Raw genomic sequence first — 21668 nt, forward strand, 5'->3', positions numbered from 1 at the left:
GCCGCGCGGTCCCTTTGTACCGGTTCTGGGCTGATTTTGGTGTCGGACGGTACCGATAACGTCGGTGCCGATGTCGCGAACACCGCTCACTCCCGCCGTGCTGGACGAGCAGCGCCGAGCGCTCGGACTGCCGCCCTACGACGGCCCGGACGACCCGTCCGCGCTGCGCCGGGCCGCGCTGGACACCGTCCTGGCCGCCTACGACTCCGGCGCCGAACCGGCCCGTCCGGTTCTGCGCGGCGCCGTCAGGCTCCTGCTCGACCGGCTGGCCGACCAGGCGCCGGGCCGGTCGGTCGAGGTTCGGGTTCCCCCGTACGCCGCCGTCCAGTGCGTCGACGGCCCGCACCATACCCGGGGAACCCCACCGAATGTGGTGGAGATGGACGCGGTGACGTGGATCACCCTTGCCACCGGCCGTCTGACCTGGGAAGACGCGATGTCCGCCCATCGAGTCCGCGCGAGCGGCCCCCGAGCCGACCTGTCAGCCCACCTCCCACTTGCGCCCGGGGCTTGAATCACGGCCCCACCACTGGAACCGTGGAAGGGCATGGAGGTGATGCCATGCTCGACCAGCAGCTCATCGCGCACTGGGCGTTCGGCATCGAAGACGTCCACGGCCACACGGTGACCGACGCCGCCGGATCGCTGACCGCCGAGCTGGACCGCACCGTCGGGATCGTCCCGGGACGCACCGGCGAGGCGCTCTCCTTCGACGGCCGGGGCATCGCCGCGATCCCCGCCGCCCGCCAGCTCGTCCTCGACCAGATGTTCGGCTTCAGCCTGACCTTCATGATCAACGTGACCGCGTCCCCCACGGGCGAATGGCGTGGCCTGTTCTTCAAGCAGGTCGCCGAGCACGACGCGCGAAGCGTCGGCCTGTGGCTCTACCCGGACGCCATGCGTCTCAGAGCCCAGCTGTTCACGGTCAAGGGCCCCGAATTCGCCGACACCCGAGGCCGCCTCCCCCTCGGGGACTGGATCCACGTGGCCCTGGTCGTCGACACCGACGGCATGTTCCTCTATATCGACGGCAAGCCCAACGTGGCCGTCCCGCTGGAACACGCCGTCGTCTCGGCGGCCGGTCCCCTCTACCTGGGCGCCGAACCCGGCCACGCGGGCTTCAGCGGCCTCCTCGACGACTTCCGCGTCTACGGCTCGGCCCTGGACGGCGAGGACGTCCTCATCCTGGCGGAGAGCCGACCCGCCCCGTAAAGGGAAACTCCCGCTCGACACACCGCTGCCGCGACGACTCGTCCGGGTACCGCCCCTCGTCCCCGCACTCCGCGGCCTTGGTCAGCAACCAGACGGCCGCGGCCGCCCCCACTGCCAGCGTGACCAGCGAACACCCGATCCCAGCGAACGCCAGCCCCCGCCCATTCCCCCGCACCGCCGCCACGATCCCGATGATCAGCCCCGCCAGCGCGAGCGCCAGCCCGGCCCCGCACAGCACCAGAGCGGGCAGGCCGACGAGCCCGAGGACGATCGAAGCGACCGCCATCCCCTTGCGTTCGGGCGGAGCGGGCGGCGAATAGGACTGGTAGCCCGGCACCGACATACGACCTGTACCTCCCCGTGTCACCCCCCACATTTCCGTGTCCGCCCGCCCCTACCCTGTTGCCGCACGTAAAGGTCGCTTAATGAGATGCGCCGATCGGAGCAGGTGAAGGGGGCATCTAGACTGGCGTTCGTGCCTCACGGTGATGGACGTCTGCGCCACGACATCGACCCCTCCGACCGCCCCCCGCAGGACGCGTGCGGGGTCTTCGGCGTTTGGGTCCCTCCGACCGAAGCCTTTCGGGCGGAGGTGAGCAAGCTCGCCTACTACGGCCTGTACGCGCTGCAGCATCGAGGGCAGGAGTCCGCCGGGATCGCGGTCAGCGACGGATCGCGGATCGTTGTGTTCAAGGACATGGGGCTGGTGGCCCAGGTTTTTGACGAGTCGGTGCTGAACACGCTGCGCGGCCATATCGCGGTCGGGCACTGCCGGTACTCCACTACGGGGTCGCCTACCTGGGAGAACGCTCAGCCGACGTTCCGGTCCAGTGGGACGGGTGGGCTGGCGCTCGCTCATAACGGGAACTTGATCAACACGCCGGAGCTGGCGGCGCGGCTGGCGCCCGGTGAGCTGACGGCCACGACCGACACCGAGGTGCTGACGGCGCTGCTCGCCAATCGGGAAGGCGGGCCGCTGGCCGCTGCTCGTGAGGTGTTTCCCGTCACACGGGGGGCGTACTCCCTGGTCTTTATGGATGAGGGCACTCTTTACGCCGCGCGGGATCCCGAGGGCGTGCGTCCTTTGGTTCTGGGGCAGTGGGAGGACTGCGGGTGGGTCGTGGCGTCCGAGACCGCCGCGCTCGACATCGTGGGGGCCCGGTTCATCCGTGAGATCGAGCCCGGCGAGATGCTGGCCATCGACGCCGACGGCGTCCGGTCCGAGCGGTTCGCCGAGGCGCGGCCCAAGGGTTGTTTGTTCGAGTATGTCTATCTGGCTCGTCCTGACACCACCATTTCGGGACGTAGCGTGCAGGCCACTCGGGTCGAGGTCGGGCGCAGGTTGGCGCGCGAGCATCCCGTTGAGGCCGACATGGTCATCCCGACGCCCGAGTCCGGCACGCCCGCGGCGATCGGGTACGCCGAGGCGTCCGGTATCCCCTATGGCCAGGGGCTGGTGAAGAACTCCTATGTGGGGCGGACGTTCATCCAGCCGTCCCAGACGATCCGCCAGCTCGGCATCAGGCTCAAGCTCAACCCCCTGCGCGAGGCGATCGAGGGCAAGCGCCTCGTCGTCGTCGACGACTCCATCGTCCGCGGCAACACCCAGCGCGCCATCGTGGCGATGCTCCGCGACGCGGGCGCCGCTGAGGTTCATGTCCGCATTTCCAGCCCCCCGGTGTCCTGGCCGTGTTTCTACGGCATCGACTTCGCCAGCCGCGAGGAACTGATCGCCGGGAACCTCGCGGTCGAGGGCATCCGGGATTCGCTGGGCGCCGACTCCCTGGGGTTCATCTCGCTGGACGAGCTGATCGCGGCGTCCCAGATTCCCAAGAACGACCTGTGCCGCGCCTGCTTCGACGGTGTCTATCCCATCCCGGTCGACGAGGACGCGCGGGGCAAGCATCTCCTGGAGACCCGTTGAGCACGTCCTACGAGGCCGCGGGCGTCGACATCGCCGCCGGTGAGCGCGCCGTCGAGCTGATGAAGGCCCGGGTGGCCAAGGCGCGGCGGCCCGAGGTCGTCGACGACGCCAGCGGCTTCGCGGGCCTGTTCGACGCCTCGGCGCTGCTGCGGTACCGGCGGCCGCTGCTGGCGACCTCGACCGACGGCGTCGGCACCAAGGTCGACCTGGCCCGGCGGCTGGGGATCTACGACACCGTCGGCCACGACCTGGTCGGCATGGTGATCGACGATCTCGCCGTGTGCGGGGCCGAGCCGCTGTTCATGACGGACTACGTCGCCTGCGGCAAGGTCGTGCCCGAGCGGATCGCCGACATCGTCGGGGGCATCGCCGACGGCTGCGCCATCGCCGGCTGCGCGCTGGTGGGCGGCGAGACCGCCGAGCACCCCGGGCTCCTTGAACCGGACGAGTTCGACATCGCGGGCGCCGGGACGGGCGTGGTCGAGGCCGACGCCCTGCTGGGGCCCGAGCGCGTCCAGGCCGGGGACGTCGTCCTGGGCATGGCCTCGTCGGGCATCCACTCCAACGGGTACTCGCTCGTCCGGCACATCCTGGCCACGACCGGCCTCACGCTGGAGTCACAGCCGCAGGAGCTCGCGCGGACGCTGGGCGAGGAGCTCCTGACGCCGACCCGCATCTATGCCCAGGACTGCCTCGCCCTGACCCGTATGGGCGGGGTCCGGGCGTTCGCCCACATCACCGGTGGCGGCCTGGCGGCGAACCTCGCGCGGTCCCTGCCCACCCGGGTGGACGCGGTGCTGCGGCGCTCGTCCTGGACGGCCCCGCCCGTGTTCGACGTCCTGCGCGGGCACGGCGACGTTCTCCAGGCCGAGATGGACAAGACCTTCAACCTCGGCGTGGGCATGGCGGCCATCGTGGCCCCCGATCACGCCGACGCGGCCCTGAGGCTCCTCGCCGATCGGGGCGTCCCCGCCTGGGTCCTGGGGGAGACCGTCGAGGGCAACGGAACCGCGACCCTCGACGGGTAGAGGTCAGGCGTTCGCGGACGCCTTCCACCCGCGCTCGATCGTGCGCAGGAGCGCCGGATACACCAGCAGGTAGCGGAACGGCAGGATCGCGGCCATGTAGGCGGTGCCGAACCACCCGTTCGGCTTCACCAGGACCGCCATCTGGCCCCGGTAGCCGCCCGATCCGTCCGGGACCCAGCTGAGGTGCATCACCGTGTGGACGGTGCGGTTGGCCAGCTCGGCGGCCCACTCGTCCTCCAGCTGGTACAGCGAGGTGAACGCGTCGCCGTCCAGCCGGGGGTCTGTGGGCGCCCGACGGAGATCGTCCGGCATCCGGTCCCTGAGCGTGGCGACGCGGCCGCCGGTGCCGTGCTTGTCGCGGTCCCAGCCGAACAGCGCGCCGAGCTTCCAGCGCGCGTTCCAGACCAGGCGGACCAGCGGCGGGGCGCCCTCCGGGAATTCCATCGCGCTGATGGTCGCGGTCAGCCGGGGCAGTTCGCCGGGGCCTCCCGGGGTGGGCAGCGCCCACACGTCCTCGAGCTTGAAGTCTCCCGCGATCTCGTGGATCCGCCACGGACGCCCGGTGTGGTCGGATTTCGGCAATCGCATCCTTCATCCTCCGTGGTCGTGGCGGGAGCCGGGCGGGACCACGCCGCGGTCCCGCCCGGCGTATCGGACGGCCGGACCAGTCCCGGCGGAGCCCCGCGCGACTCGGGCGGTCGCGTCTTTGCGGAGGGGACGCAGGTGGCTCGCCGGGACGGCCGAGGAGTCGGCGATGGTCGTGGCCCCACCGACCCTTTCCATCGCCCGGCTCCTCGTCGGTGTCCGGACCGTGATCTCGAGACTAGGTTCGGAAGATCGGCTGGGCTTCCCGCCGCAGGGGGATTCACCGGGTACTCCAGGGGGAGCAGTGGCCCCCGGGGGAGTACGGCGAACCTCGGCGTCCCCGGGAGCGTCGGACTGAGTGTGATCAAGCTGGACGGGATTCCGCGGCTCGCGAGGCGATGGGCGGCGCCGCTGCTGGTGCTGGGCGCTCTGGGCGCCTACGGCGTCCTTGTCCCCACCGGGTGGGTCTACGCGGACACGGCCGAGTACCGCAAGACGGTGCGGGACGTCCCCGAGACGCCGGTGGCGCTGGTGCTGGGCGCCGGGGTCTGGGGCGACCGGCCGTCCACGCTGCTCGCGCGGCGCCTGGACCTGGCGGCCGAGCTGCACCGGCGGGGCAAGGTCGAGGTGCTGCTGGTCTCGGGCGACAACCGGTTCAGGAACTACGACGAGCCGACCGTGATGCGCGACTACCTGATCGGACGCGGGGTGCCGGCGAAAAAGATCGTCCGGGACTTCGCCGGTCTCGACACCTGGGACTCCTGCGCCCGGGCCAGGCGCATCTTCGGTGTGACGCGTCTCACTGTCGTCACCCAGGAATTCCACCTGCCGCGCTCGGTCGCGCTGTGCCGGGCCGCCGGGCTGGACGCGTGGGGCGTCGGCGACGACAGCATGGCCTCGCGGCGGGGCGCGACCGTCAAGGGCTACGTACGCGAGCCCCTCGCCATGCTCAAGGCGACGGCGAGCCTGGTCACGCGCCCCGAACCGACCCTGCTCGGACGGACCGAGCCGGGCGTCAGGGACGCCCTGGCCGCCCCTTGAGAAGGCAGCAAAACGCCACTGCCCGGGAAAGCTGGAGGTCGGGCAGTGGCGTCAAGCCGGGCGATCAGCCGGAGGTACCGTCCTTACGGTCCTCGGTGCCGTATTCGTCGGCGTAATCGGCGTACTTCTCGGCGAGTTCGTCGTAGGAGTCCTCGCCTGCGGAGTCGTCGACACCCAACTCGCTCTTCAGGCGGTCGAGGTCCGTGCCGCCGCTGTTGTACTTGAGCTGGCGGGCAACCTTCACCTGCTTGGCCTTGGCTCGGCCGCGACCCATTGGCTCGACCCCCTCGATGGTCAGGGCTTATGTGGGCCCATCAACGCGCGCGTGTACCACACGAACCGGTGCCTGATGAGCCATGCGTCAGTCACGGATACAACCGTACCCGTTTTGCGCCCGGCTCGGTACATCGTCGGTCCGCGGCGGTGCGCCCGTTTGCGGAGAACCCCAGTGTATCCCGTGGTTACGTGTCCAAGGACTGGGGGCGACACGTCCGTCCGCGCGCGCTTGCGTGAGGTCGCGAACTACCGTCCGCGACCTCACGATCACATCTAGAGCCAAATACCGCGCAACCGGCCGATGGCCGACATTCGGCGCTCGGCGAGCCGGTCCGCGGCGACCGCGGGCGGCACCCCCTCGTCCGAGGCGAGGGAGAAGATCTTGCGGGTCGTGTCGAAGATCCCGGTGGCCCGGGCCTTGGCGCGCTCGAAATCGAAGCCCTCGATCTCGTCCGCGACCTGGATGACGCCGCCGGAGTTCACGACATAGTCGGGGGCGTACAGAATGCCCCGGTCGGCGAGCTGCTTCTCGATACCGGCATGGGCGAGCTGGTTGTTGGCCGCCCCGCAGACGATCTTGGCGGTCAGCCGGGGGACGGTGTCGTCGTCCAGCGAGCCGCCGAGCGCGCAGGGGGCGTAGACGTCCAGCCGGGTGCCGACCAGCGCGTCGTTGTCGGCGACGACCTCGACCTCGGGGTGCCGCTGCCGCACCCGCTCGACCGCGGTCTCGTTGACATCGCAGATCACCACGTCGGCGCCGTCCTCGCGCAGGTGCTCGACCAGGCGGTGCCCGACCTTGCCGACGCCCTCGACGCCCACCCGCTTGCCTCGGAGCGTGGGGCTGCCCCACAGGCTCTCGGCGGCGGCGCGCATTCCCTGGTACACGCCGAACGCGGTCAGGATGGAGGAGTCGCCGGCGCCGCCGTGGGCGACGGTGCGGCCGGTGACGAAGCGCGACTCGCGCGCCACGATGTCCATGTCCTCGCTGAAGGTGCCGACGTCGCAGGCGGTGTAGTAGCGGCCGTTGAGCGACTGGACGAACCGTCCGTACGCCCGCAGCAGCGCCTCGGACTTGTCGGTGTTCGGATCACCGATGATGACCGCCTTGCCGCCGCCCAGATCGAGCCCCGCCAGCGCGTTCTTGTACGCCATTCCGCGGGACAGGTTCAGGACGTCGGTGAGCGCCTGCTCCTCCGAGCCATACGGGTAGAAACGGGTGCCGCCCAGTGCCGGACCCAGGGCGGTCGAGTAGATCGCGATGATCGCACGCAGGCCGCTGGCCTCGTCCTGGCAGAAGACGACCTGCTCGTGTCGGGGTTCTGAGCCCTTGTGGGGCGACCCGAAGACATTAGGCACGGTAACAGTAACCTCTCTTGTGGAGATCGGCCGTGGAGCAAGGGAGGCTTGGTGACCTCACTCACCCCAGCAACAGCGTACGCGCGCAAATCGCACAAGGGACAAGCACGTCAGGGCCGCCGCGAGATCAGTGTTACCGACCAACTTCGCGAGATCAACGAGGAAGCACCCGACTACGCCGTAGAGGTCGTTGAGACGTTTCACGACAACGAGTCCGCCTGGAGTGACACGACCCGTGAAGGTTGGGACGCGACCCTTGCAAGTCTGGACGCCCCGGACAGCCCCCGCGTGCTCATCCTTCACGCCATCGACCGGATGAGCCGTCAAGGCGGGTACACCGCGTTCGCGGAGGACATCAAACGCAGGGTCGCGATGGGCGAACTTCGCGTCATCGGGTTGCTTGACGACTATGACTCGTCCAGATACCGCGACCCGCAGACCGCCGCACACGAGCTGGACAAGTTGCTCATCTCTGCCAAGCAGTACTCCGACAAGCTTGCGCGGCGCATCCGAGCCGCGAAGACGCGCACCCGCGACGGAGGCGGGCATGTCGGCAAGCCCGCATTCGGGTGGCAAGTCGCGGACGTCGCGACCGGCAAACTTGAGCGACAGCCGGACGAGTGGCCGACCGTGGAACGCATCTTTCGCGCGGTGGCGGGCGGTCAAGGACTCCGTGCGGTTGCTCGTGAGTTGAACGCGGAGGGATTGCGCACCCGTCGCGGCGCGGAGTGGTCGTCCCGCACCTTGCACGGGATGCTCCGAAACCCCCTCTATGAAGGCTTCCTGTCGCGCGCGGACAAGTCGGGGCTCATGCACCGTGTCCTGGACGACACGGGGGAACCCGTTGGCATCCTGGCACCCGGTACGGAGCCGCTCGCCCCCCAGCTCGTTACGGCGGCGCGTGCATCGCTGTCAGGGCGCACGCATCACGGTGCAGGCAAACAGGGTCTCGCGAACGCAGACCTGACCGGGATCTTGAAGTGTGCGGGTTGCGGCGGCCCCATGGTGTCGTCTGGGACTCGCTACCGGTGCGGCAGGAACGCTCGCGGAGGCGATTGCTTGGCACCCGCGAACGCGATGCACCGCGCCATAGAGCCAGTCATGTGGTCGATCGCCGCGCACGTTGTTGTGAACCTGTCCCCCGAAGACGAGACGGACTTGCCCATCATCATCGCGATCTCGGAAGCATGGGGGGCCGTGGAACACCCGGAGCAAGAGGACAACTCGGCGGAGGCACACGCGGCGGTCAAAGAGGCCCAGGCGGCGGTGAGCCGCATCACCCGGAACGCGCGCCTGGGGGTATACGACACCGACGAGAAAGCGCTGATCTCCGATCTTGCCACCGCGCGCACGGCGCTGGCTGCGACAGAGCGGCGTCTTGCGGAGATCGAGGGCGGCAAGGTCCGCTACTTCCCCTGGCTCCATGCGGACCTGACGATGCACGACCTCCTGACCGCGTGGGCGGGAGAGCCTCCCCACCGCCGCCGTGCGATCCTCGCGACCGTCATCGCGGAGGCACGCGTGACGCGCGCCGCGACGGGGGTACGCCGCTTCGACGCGTCGCGCGTCGCATACCGCGTGCAGGGCACCGACGAGTGGGTCACAGCGATAGCCCTCAACGAACTTGCCCCCGACGTGGTCGAGGCGCGCGAAGCACGCGTGGCGCAGCATGGCGCGGACAGCCTCGCGGACTACGCGCGCGACGACCTGACCGACGCGGAGATGGCGGACGCGTACGAGGCCGACGCAGACGCCGTGTAGAACACCGAAGCGGCCCCGCGCGTTCGCCAGAACTACGGGGCCGCTCCGCTAGCGACGGCGTCGAAATTGAGGGGGTACAGGCGGACGACCTTTAACCCGCTGCATGGGCTGCAAACGTCTGAACACGCGCCCCCGGTTCCCCCCGCATAGGGACCGGGGGCTTTCACGCGTCTACGGCGATTGTGGGGCCGCTTGCGCAGCGCTGCACCACTCCTTGTGCAGGCTCCTTCCGCATACGCCCGTTAGCTAGCTAAGCCGTCCGCCGACGCGGCGGACACCCCCGACAAGAACTAGGAACGGCTGAGATCCACTCAGACGGCACGGCAGGGACGCCCCGGTACCCGATTAGGGTCCGGGGTGTTTCGGCGTTCCTGGAGCCGCTGAAGCCCTTATAGGCATCCGCAAGTGCCTTGCGGAGAGCGGCGTTAGCTAGCTAACGCCGATACCGTCCTGTCCTACGCGGTTCGCGGCGAGATAGCCCCGACCACGGCAGCCCCCTGAGGTGCGCCGATGTAGAAATGTAGGTTTGTACTTGATTTCCGTATTCCCTTATGAGGCTTATAGGGGAATACGGAAGTAGCCTACAAACCTACATTTCTACATCGGCCGTTCGGTGTGGCCGACGCGCCTGCCGCGACGACGGCAGCGAATATAGTCCGAACATCCTCGCGAGCGGGGCAGGTAACCAACTCGTCAGTAGTCGACTACACCGCTTTGAGAGGTGCCTGCCATGCGTTCGTGTACGCAGTGCGGCCGCGCTTTTGACCGCAACGGAACCAGGGCTCGGTACTGCGGGCAGGGATGCCGGATGAGTAGCCATCGGAACAGGAACCGGGCGCACCAAGCGCGGTACCGAGCCACGAAGATTGCCACCTAAACGTAGCCATACATTCTTTCCAGGTCACTGCGAACACTCGGCGCTGCGGGGGCGGTAATCAACATGCAAGGGACTGCCTATGCGGCCCTGCCAACCGTCTTTGAACCCCGGCAAGAGTACTTTCTGTGCGGCACGTCACCCCGTTGCATCCCATTTGTGAACCCGGGACCACGGCCGATAGAGACAATGCTCAGCCGGAAGATCCGATGACCGTTGCAAAGCTGTGAGTCCTGACCGGTGCCCAACCGAACGAACGGGGGCCATTCCCGGCAGGCATGTGGAGGCGCGGCGTGGATAAGCCGCCGTAACCGGCTGCGCACCAAACTCACTTGCCTCCCTGCCGGTATGTCCCGGCAATGGGTACAGCCCTGCGCACTACAAGCGCAGCTAGCCGAGATGACGACTTAGCTAGCAGGGCCGCCCGATCGCTGCGTCATTGCGGTCCCACAGTCGAAGCCCCGGCTTCTCACGGATTCGTCGCCGTGAGAGGTCGGGGCTTTTTTGTTTATAGGGCCGTCTCACCGATTCGTGGAATGCCGCGCGATGACAGAACATACGCGATTGAGAACGACCGCAATAGACAAACGTCTTGGGGCCGCGCGTTCGCGGTTCCTCCTACCCGTGACCCGTAAGAGGAGAACACAATGCAGCTTGTTGACGAGAAGACCGGCACGGTTCTGGACGATTTTGGGACGGACGACGGCGACGTTCCCCAGGCGGTCTACTCGACGTATCTGGTTCCGGGTCTCGGGGACGTTGAAGCTGACGCGCTGATTGCCAAGGTACAGGAATTCGATGACATCGTGTCCGAGCACCGCGAAATGCTGTCGGCCGACTGGCAGACGGCGGCGATGGCGCGGGAAACCGAGCTTGCCGAGAAGGAGATCCGAGAGACTGGAAAGGTCAGCGCAAAGCGCACGAGTGTCGTTGCTCAGTGGGCTACGGAACGTTCACATGTGCGTGCCCGGCTAAACATCATGCGGGACGAGGTTCGCGCATTGGACCGCGCCGCGTATGCGGCTATTCGGTCCGACGTGGTTGCCGCGAATGGTCCGGCTGTGGAGCGGGTCAAGTCGGCCATTGCCGCGTACGAGGATGCCGTTTCGGCTATGGCTCGGGCGGCCGCTGAGGTTAAGTCGGCTGTGACTCATGCTCACACGGTCCAGGGCGTCCTTCGAAACGGCACTGTTCCGCGTGGCAGCGCCGATTTCGGTCACCTGGCGCTCGGCGGTATGGACGACAATGCCGTTTATGAAGCGCGCGAGGCTGTCAAGGTCGTGAAGCAGCGTGCCGCGCGAATCCTTTCGGGTGGCGTTCGGTACGTCGCCGGTCAGGAGGTGGTGTTTTCCATGGAGGGCGGCCTTGTTCAGAGAACGCTTGACGCGGAAGGGGCCGCGTACATGAATCAAAACGACATGGATTCGGTTCGGCTGCTGCTGTCTCTCGACGCGTCGGCCGTTCCGGTGATCGGCTTCGAGAATGAGTGAACCAAGCGAAATGCCGGTGAACGATGCGGGCAGTTCTGATTCTCGTGTGACGGCGATGCGTGGCGAGGGGGTGTCGTGGGCCGCTATTGCGGATGCGTTCGCTGCCCCGGGCCCCGCAAGCGTCCCGGATGCTCCGGCAAATGGCTCGAATGCAGGGAACTCGGACGCTGCGGAAGCCGAGCCGATTCCCGCCGTGCACGCTCCGGATGTTCCGGATGGCGAGCAGCCTAAGCCGGTGAGCAAACCGGGGGATGTCGAATCGCGAATCAAGGAAATGCAGGCCGCCGGTAAGTCGATTAGTGAGATTGCCCGTGAGTTGACGGTCCCTGTCGCGACTGATTCGGGTGATGTGGACGCGCGGATTGAGGAGCTGCGGGCGGCTGGTAAGTCGTATGGCGAGATTGCTCGGGAGTTGACCAAGGTTTCCGGGGCACGCGAGGAGACTCCTCCGGTGGTGGATATGAGGTTCGGTCAGGTGTGGCGTCGGCAAGGGTGAGTGCCACGCTTGAGAACGCGCGAGAGGCGCGCCGACCGCCCGGGTGACCCCCTTCATTGGGCCCCTGAATATTCGCTCGGGAGAGGCGCTGTCAGGGCCGCGCGGATGGTCCTGACCACTGCCGGGTAATGGCTGCTGCTGTCCACCCCGCGTTTGTCCTACACCGACTGGCGTACCGCCCACTCTGTGAGGTAGCGGAGGCGAGGCACGAACGGCGGGCGAGTGCGGCCCGCCCGTTGCTCGCTGCGCTGGTCGGCCGGGCCCTGCCCTCGGGGACGCGCGGGGACGCGCGGGGACGCGCGGGGACGCGCGGGGATGTGCGGGTGCGTGGCCGTGAATGGTTTTCGCTGGCTCACGTCGAGCCGTTCTCATTACGTTGCGTAGTGAGTACCGGCCTACCCCGCCGGGGGTGAAGCCCGATTCCTGAGGGGGACGGTGAACGGGAAGGGTTAGCAGGGGCCCGTTTGTACGACGCATTCCGAGTCCCGTTTTGCGCAAATGTGCAGATCAGCGCCATTCGGCATTGCAATTGTGACGTTCGTCACTCCGACTAGATGGGGGTCACGGTGAGTGACCAGGAAAGGCCGCCGGTTCCGGCGCTTGAGCGACTCGGCACACGTGGCGCAGGGCTGTGGAACAGCGTCACCGAGTGGGCGGAAGAATTGCGGCCGGATGAGCTTGAGATCCTGTCGGCCGCGTGCCGGACAGCCGACCACATCGCAGCGATGGAAGCAGCCCTAGAGGGCGAAGGGCTGACCGTTCGCGGATCACAAGGGCAGCCCGTGATTCATCCGCTCGTGTCGGAACTGCGTTTCTACCGGGCAGCGCTCGCGACCCACTTGCGCGCGCTGCGCGTCCCTGACGCTGAGGATGACGCGGACGTGCTCCCAATGACGGTGCGGCGGAAGTTGACGCGTTCGGAAGCCGGGCGGGTCGCCGCGATTGCTCGACACCACGGTCGGTCGCGATGAAACCACGCCGACGTCCCAACGAGATCCCGCCCGTACCTCCTGACGGCACGAGCCCTGACATTGCCGTTTTGGCGCTCTACGCCATGATGACGGGTGCCAGTGACGCGGCTACACCGCGCGCAGAGGCCGACGCATTGGCCGAGTGGGCGACGGTGAACGACGTCGAATTGAACCCCGAGTACGGCGGGAAGATCACGGCCCGATGGGTCTGGGACGACACCACGAATCGGGTCGTGCGTAACCGTGGACAGTTCGCGAGACCTTGAGTGGAAACACCCCGCGTGAACACCTGACGCACCCCGGAAACGGTTGCGTCGTCGCGTGGACGCGTGAGCGTCGCCGTTGACACGATGATGTAAACGACGAAGCCCCGAGTGGCCTAGCGCTTACGCGCCTGGCTACTCGGGGCTTTCCGTTGTTTACGGGTTGTGCGGTGCTGCACAAGTAGCGCAGCGACGCTAGCTAGTTAGCGTCGCGCAAGTTCCAACCGGACATTCTGCAAGCGCCTTGCGGAAGGCGTTCCCGGTCGCTGTGAGATCGCTTGACAGGATGATCGCGGTGGGGCTTCACTCTGAACCACGACGGGCCCGGCGGAAGCTCTCACCCTTCCACCAGGCCCTAGGAATCACCTTCCAGCGAAAGGCAATTCCATGGTTGCGGATTCTAGCGCGCCTGCGGTCTTCAACGACCCGCACGCGCAGGTTGACGCGTTGCAAGCGCTCATTGGGGAGATCCTTTCAGAACTTCACCACGCGGGACGGATCACGGGGGCGGAGGACCGTAACTGGTGGCACCAAGCCGCCTCTATCGTCTTGAGCCGTCCTGAACTTGCCACGGGAGCCGGTCAGATCGTGAGCGAAGCGGAGGCCATCGCGTTCACGGCAGACGCTCGCGACAGATAGCCGCGTACGCGCACGGCCCCCGAGTTTCGAACTGGGGGCCGTTCGTGCGTCCGGTGGTGGCGCAGCGCCGCACAAAGCGACTTACCCGAGGTACGGCCGCTCACGGTGTTCTAGGAAATGCTGTAGCCGTAGACGCTGCGTGTGGTGCATGGGGAACGCGTCTAGCTCGTCAACAGCGACAAAGAGTAGGTCGGACGATTCATTGGATATGCGCAGAGTTCCGCTGATCACGCGCGCTATAAAACACACGTTGAACTGTCGCCGTACCTCCCCGTTCGTGTACGCGATGATGTGTCGCGGGTCGGTGTAGGTCCCGACCAACCCTGTGATCTCGACGTTCAGACCGGTTTCTTCGCGAACCTCGCGGACGGCCGCTCCGGGAAGCGACTCATCAATGTCCATGCCACCACCTGGGAGCGCGTACAGATCGTTGTCCGTCCGGCGCTGTAGCAGAATGCGCCCCGCGTCATCCGTCACTACTGCCGATGCTGCGACAACGAGACTGTTCGGCCTAGGTGCTTTCGGGTCATCGAAATACTCTGTCCGTGCCATGAGTCTAATCCCTTCTCACGGGCTGCGCGGTTGCCCACACGGCGTCAAAGCTTGCGGTGTACCGGTCGAAGATCCCGCCGTCCCCGCTACGTCGTAGGTGCCACACGGGCGCGGCGTATGCGTTCACGCCCCACAGATGAGCGTTCACGAACATTTGTCCGTCCGCGCGGTACAAGCTGTTGTAAAGCGTCGTGTCGTGCGTTCTGATGTCGATCCCTGGAGTGCCGACCAGCGGCCGGTAGTGCATCACTGCAAGCCGACAGCGGGACTCGATTCCGTGCCCGAAGCGTTCTTCTCGCCCGCGCTGTTGAACATTGGTGCTGTCCGCGTTACCGACCGCGATTCGCACTTGGCAGCCATCGGACGCGCGTTCGCTCAGGAGGGCGTTTAGTCGGGGGTGCGCCTCATGGAGGAACACAGCCGCGTAGACCAGAACGTCTATCCGTTCCTGAGCCTGTTGCAGCAGGTCTACGAAAGCCGACACCGGCATGTCCGCGCGTTGCTCGTACAAGGCCACCAATTCAGGGCTAACGGCGCGGGCCGCCCGTGCTTGCCGGAGGCTTGGCCACAAGGCGAATACATCCTCTCCGAGCGTCTCAGCCGCGCGGATAGCCGTAGTGCGGTGGGGCGTACGGTCGCGGTTGACCCACCGCTCTACCGATTTGGGATCTACGTCCGTCGCTTCCGCGAGCGTCGCGTATGTCCAGCCGCCCGCCGTCATGACTGATCTAAGCCGTTCGTTTGGCATGTCTACTCCCGGACCTGGGGGACGTCGCTAGGGACATTCTGTCCTCCGTAGGACGTCCCTAAGTGTGGTTTGAGTGCGGTTCCCGCGTCCCTTGCCCCCGCGAAACGCTCGACAAATGGATGCGACGCAGGCAGCCGGACAGCCCGAGAGTGCGACGAACCCGTATGTCGAGGCGCAAGCCGTGATGGACGACCTCCGTGACGCGCTCACCACGGCAGGTATCAAACTCCCATCGCTGGGACTGGACTCGATCCCCACAAGGGACGGGGCGGTCCTGGTCGAACTCGGACGGTGCAACTTCGCAACGGCCCGCAAGCTCGCAGAGGCGGTGCGCCGGGGGGCTGCGCCGGACGACCCCGACCCGGACGCGGTAGCGCATCTGGCGGGATTGGCGGGGATGCTGCGCGGCCACGGATACACCGCCGATGCCGACGCGGACGACGGAACGCTTCTGGTCACGTACGGACCCGAATCGCGGGGCGTGACGCTGGAGTGCCGTACACGGCCCGACGACGGCGACCGGTGGTGGTTCTGCTGGGCGGGCGGCATCTGGATCTGTGAGGCAGACAAACCCATTGAGGCGCTCGTGACGGTCAAGGCCGCGCTGCGGCGGGTGGACGCATGAACGGTGTGCCGTCGCCGTGGGCCACCACGGCACGGCATAACCCCGACGCGGGAGACGTACTGTCCTGGCTACGCGCCGAGTTTCCTCACGTCGGCATCGTGGCGGACCCTCGCGCGGGCCTCTGGCTTGCCGTGCAAGGCGGCTGGTTGTTCGTGCGGGCCACGTCCGGGGCCGAGCTTCGCGAAAGGCTCCTAGCCGCTGCGCCGCACGGGCGGGTGTCGGCATGAGCGACACCGAGAGCAACCCCCGCGAACTCGCGCGGGCCGTCGAGTTGGTGTCCGCCTCCTATGAGGAGGCCATGCGTCAACACGGCCTACTCCCGGGGACGGTCATCGTGATCAGTACCGCCGCGCGGGCCAAGCTCGCCGAAGTGCTAGCGGATGAGCACGCGCCGGACTAGCCCTACAACAGGCGGACGCGCGATTGAGTCGCGTGGGACGTGGGCCCCCGTCCGCGTCCCACGTTGGGGACCCGTGCTGGTAGCGCGCAGAGGTGACGCGCTCGCACGGGCGGGGGCTCTCCGGGAGGTGTTGCCCGGAGAGCCCCAGGGCCCGCCTACGACCCTCGCTCGCGTGTTTCCTCGTGCGCGAAGCGGGATGTTCCCTTTCCGCTGGTCGCCGTCTACGCAGGTCAGAGACAATAAGGTTACTGTTACGTTGACATTAGGCACGGTAGTGCCCTCCTCTCAGTCTCTAGATCAGCCTACGGGTGTGGCTGAGGTCACGTGTCACGTCAGATAACACGGCGATCTCGGTGGTCACGTCGCGCCCGCGTTTCGGTCTGTCCCGTGTCACGATGCGGTTGTGCTTCCGTACGCCGCGTACCTACGGGTATATGAGCCGGTGACCGCCTTTCCGGAACCCGCGCGGACACTCTGGACGGCCTACGCCGAATCACGGCGGCGCCCCCGTCGCATCCACGCGCTGGCCGTCGAGCACCGGCAGGCGACGAACCGCCTCGCCGTCTTCCCGCCCGAACCGGCCCCCGAGCTGGAAAGTCGCGACGCGTACGTCCGTAGATCGGACGAGATGCTCTACGTCTGCCCCTGGGAGACCCGCCTGCGCTCCTGGCTGGCCCTGGAGCGCTTCCGGGCCGAGGCACAGCCCCGTTTGGCGCAGGCGTGCGTCCCTCCTTCCACGGCACGCGAGGCCGAATTGGACTTCGAACGCTGGAAGAGCACGGGACGTCCCCTCCGCCCCCACATCGAGTCCAGCCGCTGGCATGTGCCGCTGGCCTGGTTCGTCCCGTTCGCCCGGGACGAACGCTGCCTCATGCTCGGCTCGCCCAAACCCCGCACAGGCGGCGCCACCACCGCCTCAGGCACGCGCACCCTCATCTATGTCACGTCCATGACCCAGGCCCGCCGCCGTATAGCGGCCGCGCTGCCGATCGTCCGGGCCAACCTGGGCGAACACACCCAGGGCCTGGGCGCCGGACGCCTGGAGACACTCGGCCAATGGCTGGCGGACTTCCACCCCCACGCCCTGGTAGAGCTTGACTACGGGGGCCTCGTCCACCTCCTGGACGACAGCGCCCTGCGCGCGGACGAGTCCGTCGCCGAGATGAGCGTGGCGATCGAGGCCATGGAGCGCGGTGAGGTCGCGCTAACCGTAGCGATGTACAAACGTCTCCTGGCCCGATGGCGCCCCGTCCGCGCCCTGGAGGCCGCCAACTAGCCCAGATCGGGCATTAAAGACGAACTAACCGGGTCCTGACCTGCGACTTCAGGAACCTAGTGAACAAATTTCCCGAATCCGCGCGCGATACGACTATACGTGTCGCTAGAATCACTCAGCGTGACCCAGTGGCCACGGAACACGCAACTATAGCCAGGGACTTGCTTGTTGCGTTGAGTGGTGGCAAGGTTACACGTTGTGATGTCATAGTGGCTCTTTCGGGCCATAGGGGACATCAGTGACCGCGCGAGGATCAATCGCAGGATCGCTGTCATCGGTCCACGGAGGAGAGGCCGCACACATGTCAGCACGTACGCCAGAGGCCGAGCCCCTGCTGACGCCGGCAGAGGTGGCGACGATGTTCCGCGTCGACCCCAAGACCGTCACGCGGTGGGCGAAGGCGGGCAAGCTCACGTCCATCCGCACACTGGGGGGACACCGGCGCTACCGCGAGGCTGAGGTGCGAGCGCTGCTGGCGGGAATCCCGCAGCAGCGCTCGGAGTAGCGACTCCGAGCGGCGAGCGCCCCATGGCGCCCGCCGAGCGCACCAAGCGGTACAGGGGGGCGGCCAGGAGGTCGTTGAACAGGCAAGCCCTGTTCAGGGGCCTCCTGGACGAGTGCCTGGGACCACGGTCATCCGAGAATCGCGGTCCCAGGCCAGAACCGCACGAAGAGGTAACCCCGCCGGGGGCAGGCCCCAAACCCCGCCCCCGGCCGGGCACCCTCACCTGACGCACCACCCCAACCCCAGACGCGAGTGCATCGCGCCAGCCACCCACTCAACAAACGCCCCCACGACTACCCGGCACACCTCAGCACCGTCGCGCGCCCGCGCCAGCCACCCTGCGCCGCCGCCCATGCTGACCAAGTCGCCGCCCCGGTGAGCACAACGATGTCGTCAAACCTCGACATCAAGCGCATCCCGCCCCAGTCAGCCCTGATGCACGCCCCCGGCCATCCGGCACAGCTGGCAGCCCCGCATGATCGCCGCGCCAAACGGCAAACCCCGCTCTGGGGCCCGCCGCCCAAGTGCCCACGGTGCTGCGTCGCTAAGCATGGCCGATGTCGGCCCGCATCCACGTGAAAGCGCGCCCCACCCCCAGCCGACGCCTTTGTGCCCCGTCGACCCGGCCCCGGGCACCCATCTGGACGAATCCGTCCGCCGAACAACGACCGCGCCGAGACGCCACGCCAGGCCTGACCTGGCATGCCCGCCAAACCTCGGCGCCCACCCACGCCTGCCGGGGCAGCTCTGTGCCCCCCGGCAGCTATGCTGCGCCGCCGCTCATCTGACCGCGCCGCCGTCCGGTCGAGCACCTAGTACGTCAGCTCACCCGCACGTCGGGCATCCCCGTACAAAACAAGCGTCGCTGCGCGCCCCTGATCACGTCCGCCCGGCCTCTAGCGCCCGCTGGGACGTACTGATCCACGCCGGTCAACGGTCGCGACGAACCGCCGCCCCGTCCGCGACCAAGGTGGTGGCACGGCACGTCCACCCAAGACTGGTTGCCCACGCGCTTGCCGAGCACCATGTGTTGATCGGCCCGCCGGTAATCACGCTGCCCGCCGCTCACGCTGGCCGCGTTGCCGCCTGGGTGATCACGTGCGATGTCGGCCCGCCCGGCAAGCGTGCTCCGTCCACGGCCAGTGCGTGCCGCCAGTCACTCCCTGATGGCATCGCGATGTGACGTGGCTCCATGCGTGGCCGATGTCGGCCCGCCTGTCCTTTGCGGGAGGTGGTTCTGCGTGCCGTTGGGCGTGGGGGCGCTGCGGGTGGCCGATGGTGGCCCCGTTTTGTGTGTGGTCAGGGAGTGGGGGGTTGGGGGGTTTGGCCGAATTCTTCGGCTACCAGGCGGGTGAAGAGGGTGCTGGTGTTGGGGTCGTGGCGGGCGGCCACGTCCAGGAGGACCACCAGGTGGTCTACCAGGAGGTGTTCCAGTTCGGGACGGGAGACGTCGCGGTTCTCCAGCCAGTCGAGGCCCGCGGTTTCTACCGAGGCCATCCAGGAGCGCAGGGAGATGCGGAGGATGGGGGGCGGGGAGTCGACGCCCATCTCCACGAGGATGCGGCCCAGGAGGAGCTGGCGGATGCCGTCGACGATCTCGCCCACCTCGCCGGAGCGGTCGGCCGGGCCGCCGCGGAGCAGGGCGGTGTAGCCGGCCGCGTGGCTCTCGACGAAGTCGAAGTAGCGCTCCAGGGAGATGCGGAGGCGTTCGAGGGGAGTGCCCTCGGTCGGGGGTTCGAGGAGGACCGAAAGTTGCTTTGCGGCGCTTCCGAGTGCGGCCATGTAGAGCTCGTACTTGCCGCCGAAGTAGTGGTAAACAAGCGCTCGTGAGGCGCCAGCGGCCGCCGCCACATCGTCGATCGAGACCTCTTCGGGCTGCCGTGTGCTGAAGAGCTGGAGGGCCGCGCCGATCAGTTCGTCGCGGCGCTCGTCGACGCTGAGTCGACGCCTGCCGCGGGAGGGGGAACGACGCCCGTTCCTCGGCTTGTCACCGGTCGCTGCACGATCTGCCACTCAGGAAGCGTATCCGAGGCCGGATGACAGGACGACGCGGCAAATGTCCCCATAACGGCCTATTTCCAGGTTGACCGGCGCCTTTACCATGTGTGACCCAGAGCACCACAGCCCTGAACTGCCATTGGCGGCTGCCCGTTACTCACTGTTGCGACGATTTGGGGTGAAGGCGAGGCATCATGGCATCTCCCCCCGAGTGGGGGGAGGCGTTCGGGGCTCTGCAGCGGGCCCGGGACGCCGAGGCGGCAGGTCCCGCAGCCCCCCGGACGGAGAGCCATGTCAGCTGAAGGAAGTCCATCGCGTCAGGCAGTGCCGATGCCCCGAGTCGGAGAGGGGAGGCCGCTGCCCGGCCCCAAACCGACCATTCGGAATGTGGCCGAGCGCGCGGGCGTGTCCAAGTCGCTTGTTTCGCTCGTGATGCGAGGTTCGCCCCATGTGAGCGAGCGGCGCCGGCAGGCCGTCCTGCAGGCCGCGCGCGAGCTGGGCTACCGGCCCAACGCCGTCGCGCGGAGCCTGGTGGAAGGGCGGACGAGGCTGATCGGCGCCATCGTGGCCGACCTGCACAACCCGTTCTTCGCCGAGTTCCTCGACGGACTCCAGGAGAGCCTGCACGGCGAGGGCCTGCGGATGCTCGTCGGCAGCGGGCGCTGGGACCCGCTGTTCGAGGCCGAGGCGGTCGAGGCGTTCCTGGAGATGCGGGTGGACGGTCTCGTCCTGCTCAGCGTCGTCCCCGAATCGCTCAAGGAGGCCGCCGCGAGCGTCCCCGTGGTGGTGGTCGGCGAGCGTGACGTGGTCGGCGTCGACATCGTGGTGGACGACGACGAGCTGGGCGCCAGCCTCGCCGTCGACCATCTGGTCGAGCTGGGCCACCGCAGGATCGCGCACATCGAGGGCGCCCGCTCGACCACGGCGCGTTACCGCAGGGCCGGGTACGAGAAGGCGATGCGGCGCCACGGGCTCGGCAAGGAGATCGTGGTGGAGCCCGGCGACTTCACCGAGGACGGCGGATACCGCGCCGCGCGCGCCCTGCTGTCGCGCACGCCGCGGCCGACCGCGATCTTCGCGCCGAACGACCTGGTCGCGACCGGTGCCCTGTCGGCGGCCGACGAGCTGGAACTGCCCGTCCCCGACCAGGTGTCGATCATCGGGTACGACAACACGCATCTGGCCGCGATCCGGCACATCTCGCTGACCAGCGTCGACCAGCCGCGCCGTGACATGGGACGCGTGGCGGCCGAGATGCTGACCACGCGGATCGACGACCCGGCCCGGATCGCCCGCCAGAACCTGGTGGTGCCGCACCTCGTCGTCCGCTCGACCACCGGAGCCGCCCCCAAGGACGAGTGACGCCCCTTCCCGCCGTCCCGTGCATCCTCCGCCCGTGCACGGTCCGCCCAGCCCGAGACGACCGATGGTCGGGGGTCGGGTTTCTCAAGTGTGGATCGATCGTTGGCCTTGGGAGTCGGGGGGTTGGTAAGGGGCTGGCCAAGGCTGCCGTATTTGGGAGGTGGTGGGGCGTCGGCGGGTGGTTAATAGATCCACCGTTCGGCGGGTCGGGGAACCTTGGGACGGGCCGGCCTCGGGGGAGGCGGCCTGGACGGGGACTCCGCCGAGTGGACACGGGAAGGATCAT

22 protein-coding genes are annotated in these 21668 nt (G+C 67.6%); 14 read left to right on the forward strand and 8 right to left on the reverse strand.

Going from position 1 to position 21668, the window contains the following annotated elements:
• The first annotated feature begins 70 nt into the window (after nt 1-70).
• Both ACQPY4_RS02165 and ACQPY4_RS02170 read left to right on the forward strand, forming a co-directional pair.
• Nucleotides 71-514: a sterol carrier family protein gene (locus ACQPY4_RS02165; RefSeq protein WP_433331820.1), complete on the forward strand. Its 444-nt coding sequence runs from the start codon at nt 71-73 to the stop codon at nt 512-514.
• A 47-nt stretch (nt 515-561) separates the two neighbouring features.
• Nucleotides 562-1212, forward strand: coding sequence for a LamG domain-containing protein (locus tag ACQPY4_RS02170; protein WP_433331822.1), 651 nt, complete (start codon nt 562-564; stop codon nt 1210-1212).
• Here the strand turns inward: ACQPY4_RS02170 and ACQPY4_RS02175 are convergent.
• Nucleotides 1181-1555 carry a hypothetical protein gene (locus ACQPY4_RS02175; protein ID WP_433331824.1) on the reverse strand — a complete coding sequence of 125 codons (375 nt, stop codon included), beginning with the start codon at nt 1553-1555 and terminating at the stop codon, nt 1181-1183. The two genes, ACQPY4_RS02170 and ACQPY4_RS02175, sit on opposite strands and share 32 nt — an antisense overlap.
• A 132-nt stretch (nt 1556-1687) precedes the next feature.
• Between ACQPY4_RS02175 and purF the strand changes: the two genes are divergently transcribed.
• Together purF and purM are read left to right on the forward strand one after the other, a co-directional pair.
• Nucleotides 1688-3136 (forward strand): amidophosphoribosyltransferase, encoded by a 1449-nt coding sequence (gene purF, locus ACQPY4_RS02180; RefSeq protein WP_433331826.1) that lies wholly within the window; start codon nt 1688-1690, stop codon nt 3134-3136.
• Nucleotides 3133-4164, forward strand: coding sequence for a phosphoribosylformylglycinamidine cyclo-ligase (purM, locus tag ACQPY4_RS02185; protein WP_433331828.1), 1032 nt, complete (start codon nt 3133-3135; stop codon nt 4162-4164). The genes purF and purM overlap by 4 nt, the downstream gene beginning before the upstream one ends.
• A 3-nt stretch (nt 4165-4167) precedes the next feature.
• Here purM and ACQPY4_RS02190 read toward each other — a convergent pair whose 3' ends face one another.
• Together ACQPY4_RS02190 and ACQPY4_RS02195 are read right to left on the reverse strand one after the other, a co-directional pair.
• Nucleotides 4168-4752: a DUF2867 domain-containing protein gene (locus tag ACQPY4_RS02190; protein ID WP_433331830.1), complete on the reverse strand. Its 585-nt coding sequence runs from the start codon at nt 4750-4752 to the stop codon at nt 4168-4170.
• A gap of 3 nt (nt 4753-4755) precedes the next feature.
• On the reverse strand, nt 4756-4947 hold the full coding sequence (locus ACQPY4_RS02195) for a hypothetical protein (protein WP_433331832.1): 192 nt from the start codon (nt 4945-4947) through the stop codon (nt 4756-4758).
• A 162-nt stretch (nt 4948-5109) separates the two neighbouring features.
• On the opposite strand from ACQPY4_RS02195, the gene ACQPY4_RS02200 reads away from it, so the two are divergent.
• Entirely contained in the window at nt 5110-5790 is a 681-nt protein-coding gene (locus ACQPY4_RS02200) for a SanA/YdcF family protein (RefSeq protein ID WP_433331834.1), read from the forward strand.
• 64 nt (nt 5791-5854) lie between these two features.
• Here the strand turns inward: ACQPY4_RS02200 and ACQPY4_RS02205 are convergent, their stop codons facing one another.
• Nucleotides 5855-6064: a DUF3073 domain-containing protein gene (locus ACQPY4_RS02205; protein ID WP_433331836.1), complete on the reverse strand. Its 210-nt coding sequence runs from the start codon at nt 6062-6064 to the stop codon at nt 5855-5857.
• Between the two features lie 275 nt (nt 6065-6339).
• Nucleotides 6340-7422 carry a Leu/Phe/Val dehydrogenase gene (locus ACQPY4_RS02210; RefSeq protein ID WP_433331838.1) on the reverse strand — a complete coding sequence of 361 codons (1083 nt, stop codon included), beginning with the start codon at nt 7420-7422 and terminating at the stop codon, nt 6340-6342.
• Nucleotides 7423-7473: 51 nt separating this feature from the next.
• Between ACQPY4_RS02210 and ACQPY4_RS02215 the strand changes: the two genes are divergently transcribed.
• The 4 genes from ACQPY4_RS02215 (at nt 7474) to ACQPY4_RS02230 (ending at nt 13014) form a co-directional block, all read left to right on the forward strand.
• The gene (locus ACQPY4_RS02215) at nt 7474-9183 is read left to right on the forward strand and encodes a recombinase family protein (RefSeq protein ID WP_433331840.1); all 1710 of its coding nucleotides are present in this window, start codon (nt 7474-7476) and stop codon (nt 9181-9183) included.
• 1521 nt (nt 9184-10704) lie between these two features.
• Nucleotides 10705-11547: a hypothetical protein gene (locus ACQPY4_RS02220; RefSeq protein ID WP_433331842.1), complete on the forward strand. Its 843-nt coding sequence runs from the start codon at nt 10705-10707 to the stop codon at nt 11545-11547.
• On the forward strand, nt 11540-12043 hold the full coding sequence (locus tag ACQPY4_RS02225) for a hypothetical protein (protein ID WP_433331844.1): 504 nt from the start codon (nt 11540-11542) through the stop codon (nt 12041-12043). Before ACQPY4_RS02220 ends, ACQPY4_RS02225 begins: the two co-directional genes overlap by 8 nt.
• A gap of 566 nt (nt 12044-12609) precedes the next feature.
• Nucleotides 12610-13014 (forward strand): hypothetical protein, encoded by a 405-nt coding sequence (locus ACQPY4_RS02230; RefSeq protein WP_433331846.1) that lies wholly within the window; start codon nt 12610-12612, stop codon nt 13012-13014.
• Nucleotides 13015-13997: 983 nt separating this feature from the next.
• Here the strand turns inward: ACQPY4_RS02230 and ACQPY4_RS02235 are convergent.
• Complete coding sequence (locus ACQPY4_RS02235) at nt 13998-14468, reverse strand: NUDIX hydrolase (protein ID WP_433331848.1); 471 nt, start codon at nt 14466-14468, stop codon at nt 13998-14000.
• Between the two features lie 4 nt (nt 14469-14472).
• Nucleotides 14473-15216 carry a DUF5919 domain-containing protein gene (locus ACQPY4_RS02240; RefSeq protein ID WP_433331850.1) on the reverse strand — a complete coding sequence of 248 codons (744 nt, stop codon included), beginning with the start codon at nt 15214-15216 and terminating at the stop codon, nt 14473-14475.
• A gap of 115 nt (nt 15217-15331) precedes the next feature.
• On the opposite strand from ACQPY4_RS02240, the gene ACQPY4_RS02245 reads away from it, so the two are divergent.
• The 4 genes from ACQPY4_RS02245 to bldC all read left to right on the forward strand — a co-directional run bounded on the left by ACQPY4_RS02245 (nt 15332) and on the right by bldC (nt 18022).
• Complete coding sequence (locus ACQPY4_RS02245; protein WP_433331852.1) at nt 15332-15841, forward strand: hypothetical protein; 510 nt, start codon at nt 15332-15334, stop codon at nt 15839-15841.
• A 223-nt stretch (nt 15842-16064) separates the two neighbouring features.
• The gene (locus ACQPY4_RS02250) at nt 16065-16241 is read left to right on the forward strand and encodes a hypothetical protein (RefSeq protein ID WP_433331854.1); all 177 of its coding nucleotides are present in this window, start codon (nt 16065-16067) and stop codon (nt 16239-16241) included.
• Between the two features lie 442 nt (nt 16242-16683).
• Complete coding sequence (locus ACQPY4_RS02255) at nt 16684-17517, forward strand: hypothetical protein (protein ID WP_433331856.1); 834 nt, start codon at nt 16684-16686, stop codon at nt 17515-17517.
• A gap of 301 nt (nt 17518-17818) precedes the next feature.
• Complete coding sequence (gene bldC / locus ACQPY4_RS02260; RefSeq protein WP_012850682.1) at nt 17819-18022, forward strand: developmental transcriptional regulator BldC; 204 nt, start codon at nt 17819-17821, stop codon at nt 18020-18022.
• A gap of 1299 nt (nt 18023-19321) precedes the next feature.
• Here the strand turns inward: bldC and ACQPY4_RS02265 are convergent.
• Nucleotides 19322-20035 carry a TetR/AcrR family transcriptional regulator gene (locus ACQPY4_RS02265; RefSeq protein ID WP_433331858.1) on the reverse strand — a complete coding sequence of 238 codons (714 nt, stop codon included), beginning with the start codon at nt 20033-20035 and terminating at the stop codon, nt 19322-19324.
• Nucleotides 20036-20452: 417 nt separating this feature from the next.
• On the opposite strand from ACQPY4_RS02265, the gene ACQPY4_RS02270 reads away from it, so the two are divergent.
• Nucleotides 20453-21382 (forward strand): LacI family DNA-binding transcriptional regulator, encoded by a 930-nt coding sequence (locus ACQPY4_RS02270; protein ID WP_433338768.1) that lies wholly within the window; start codon nt 20453-20455, stop codon nt 21380-21382.
• The last annotated feature ends 286 nt before the right edge of the window (nt 21383-21668 follow it).

This window comes from Spirillospora sp. CA-294931, from assembly GCF_050946795.1.
Classification (GTDB): Bacteria; Actinomycetota; Actinomycetes; order Streptosporangiales; family Streptosporangiaceae; genus Spirillospora.